The sequence below is a fragment of the Bacillus sp. AP50 genome (genome assembly GCF_040492675.1).
Classification (GTDB): Bacteria; Bacillota; Bacilli; order Bacillales; family Bacillaceae_G; genus Bacillus_A; species Bacillus_A cereus.
The window spans coordinates 1-2,801 of record NZ_JBEUTW010000299.1 but is presented as its reverse complement, the minus strand read 5'-3'; the positions used below and the strand labels follow the sequence as shown (position 1 = coordinate 2,801).

Below are 2,801 nucleotides of genomic sequence, written 5' to 3'. Positions count from 1 at the left end.
ATATTTCCTCAAGTGGAATAAAGTTAAGCAAAAATGAACATAATGATTGGTACAAACAGTAGTGAAGTGAGGGGTAGTGAATGTTATATCTACATGATGTATGGGTAAATTGGTTTGAAGGTGAAGAAAATGGGTATAACGTTTGTCATTTTTACGAATGGCGGAAAGATGATACGATTGAGCTATTAGATCAAGTGCCATTATTAAAAGTAGATGCCACATTATATCATTACATCGAGAACGAATTGTTAGAGCTTCCGCAAAAAATGCTGGAAGACGTACATCATAAGGCTTATATTCGTAAAAATCATGAACGTTTGCAGCAAGAGTATTGCTTTGTTGTTACAGATGGAAAAGGAATTATTGCGATTGACACAATTGGTTACAATGTACCAATTCGCAAAAGCAGACTTATACCACGCCAAGAGCAGATGGTATATGAGATGGTAGAAAATGTACAAGCAGAAAAGTATGAGTTCCAAGTAGAAGAAACAGAAAAAGAACATCACATTTTATCACCATCGCCTTTCATTATGAATGGCTTGACTCGTAAAGAAAGACAGCTAAAACAATTATTATTTATGGCGTTAGATCAATTACATACAACGAAAAATACAGCAGAAATTCGCTATTGGTTCACAGAGTGGGATCCATCAGCATATGGAATGGTTCAACATATGGAATTTGAAGATATTTGGGTTAAGCTGTATGATGAAGCGAAAACAGGCTGGTCTGATAAGCATGAACAATTATGCGAGCGTCTCGTAAAAGGACAGCCATTTTTTGAAAAGTTATGGGAAATGGAAAATGAGCAAAAGGTAAATTAAAAAACCGCCAATTGGCGGTTTTTTAATTTTGTAGTAATCCAGCTCCAGCGGCAAGAATGTTCGGTGGCTTCGCGCCTTCCTGCGAGGCAAAAAGCGCCTCTACGTCAGGAGCTCCATCCCCTCACATTCTAAACGAGCCGCCTCCGCTTCCACTTTATATGTTACCTACGTTTTCTGCTTAGTCCCATTGCGTTTTCTACTTTGCGTAGTTGTTTGAATGCAACGCGGTTTGCTTTTTCTGCACCTTTGTCTAGAATTTCGTCTAGTTCTGGTGAGTTGATTAGTTCGTTATATTTGTCTTGGATTGGACGAATTGCTTCTACGACTACTTGCGCTAGGTCGCTTTTGAAGTCGCCGTATCCTTTTCCTTCGTACATTGCTTCAATTTCTTCAACTGTTTTTCCAGAGAATGAAGAGTAGATTGTTAATAAGTTAGAGATACCAGGTTTGTTTTCTTTATCAAATTTCACAATACCTTCAGAGTCAGTAACAGCACTCTTAATTTTCTTTTCAATTGTTTTTGGTTCATCAAGCATACTGATCATTGATTTTGGATTCGGATCAGATTTACTCATTTTCTTCGTAGGTTCTGTTAATGACATAACGCGAGCGCCTACTTTTGGAATACGAATTTCAGGAATTGTGAACACTTCACGGAAGCGTTTGTTGAAACGCTCTGCTAGGTCGCGTGTTAATTCCATATGTTGCTTTTGGTCATCACCAACTGGTACGATTTCAGTGTTGTAAAGTAAAATATCAGCAGCCATTAATGGTGGATACGTAAGTAATCCAGCTGGAACTGAATCTCTACCCGAAGCTTTATCTTTATATTGCGTCATACGTTCTAATTCTCCAACGTAAGCAACAGATTGCATGATCCATCCTAATTGAGCGTGTGCTGGTACTTCTGATTGTACAAATAAAGTAGCTTTTTCAGGATCGATGCCGCATGCTACATAAAGTGCAGCAAGACTGCGGATGTTTTTACGAAGTCCGACGGGATCTTGAGGTACTGTAATCGCATGTTGGTTTACAATACAGAAATAACAGTCGTGTTCATTTTGAAGCTCTGTAAACTGCTTCATTGCGCCTAAATAGTTTCCAAGTGTAATCGTTCCACTTGGCTGAATACCAGAAAAGATAACTGACATAAGTAATTCCTCCTAAAATTGAATGCGTGATGGGGGGGGGGGAGAGAAGGCAAACAAAAAAGCCCATTCATCCCAAAAACTATAGGGACGAATGGACCGCGGTACCACCCTAATTATTTCACTACTGTGAAATCTCTCTAATCCATAATAACGTTAGGATATAACGCCAAAGCCTACTACTTTCGGTTCGGTTTGGTGCTCAAAAGCCCATTCCATACTGTACAATTACTTGTTCACACCAACCACAAGCTCTCTGAAATTGCCTCAATATGTACTCTTCTTTATCATCGCATACATATAAATTTATTTATTGTTACTTGAGCTCTTTTAATATGAAAGAACTAAAGTTTTATAACAAAATGTTTTGCTGATTATTATATCATATGGGATAGTGTTTGCAAACTACATCAAAATAGTAAAGCTAATAAGGGTCGAGAACAACCCAAGGAAGATACCTGTAATACAAATTGGATATGTCCATTTGAATGAATATGTTTTATAAATACGTTCTTTCTTATCTGTAGGTTCCTCGACTTCTTCAATTAAAGAGTCAATCTTTTTGTTCGTACCAAATACTCTTTGGAATGCGTAAATGGTTACATTGAAAAAACCATTTTGAAATATGTATAAAAAACCGCCGATAAGAATAAAAAACAGTGCAATATAAAACAAAATGTTGACAAAGTTCAACAAAAATTGAGATGAAATGAGGAATGCACCAATACTAGAAGCAATCATCGCTATAAAAATTAGTATACAAGTATGAAAAAAAACTTTATTCAAAATATTCCCCTCCGTCAAAATATTACTAGAATTATTATAC

The 2,801-nt window shown here is 36.8% G+C and carries 3 protein-coding genes and 1 other annotated feature; of the genes, 1 reads left to right on the top strand and 2 read right to left on the bottom strand.

Features of this window, described 5'->3' with window-relative positions; translation table 11 throughout:
* Positions 1-80: 80 nt before the first annotated feature.
* Complete coding sequence (locus ABWK52_RS20460) at positions 81-827, top strand: YjbA family protein (RefSeq protein WP_000966128.1); 747 nt, start codon at positions 81-83, stop codon at positions 825-827.
* Between the two features lie 161 nt (positions 828-988).
* On the opposite strand, the gene trpS is transcribed toward ABWK52_RS20460, so the two are convergent.
* Positions 989-1,978 (bottom strand): tryptophan--tRNA ligase, encoded by a 990-nt coding sequence (gene trpS / locus ABWK52_RS20455; protein ID WP_098541347.1) that lies wholly within the window; start codon positions 1,976-1,978, stop codon positions 989-991.
* 80 nt (positions 1,979-2,058) lie between these two features.
* Positions 2,059-2,275, bottom strand: a binding site (T-box leader).
* Between the two features lie 105 nt (positions 2,276-2,380).
* A complete protein-coding gene (locus ABWK52_RS20450; protein WP_001044997.1) occupies positions 2,381-2,761 on the bottom strand; it encodes a DUF3899 domain-containing protein in 381 nt (126 codons plus the stop codon).
* Between the last annotated feature and the right edge of the window lie 40 nt (positions 2,762-2,801).

Coding starts and splice junctions, on each gene's coding strand:
- ABWK52_RS20460 (WP_000966128.1), top strand. CDS start 81: ATGTTATATCTACATGATGTATGGGTAAATTGGTTTGAAGGTGAAGAA.
- trpS (WP_098541347.1), bottom strand. CDS start 1,978: ATGTCAGTTATCTTTTCTGGTATTCAGCCAAGTGGAACGATTACACTT.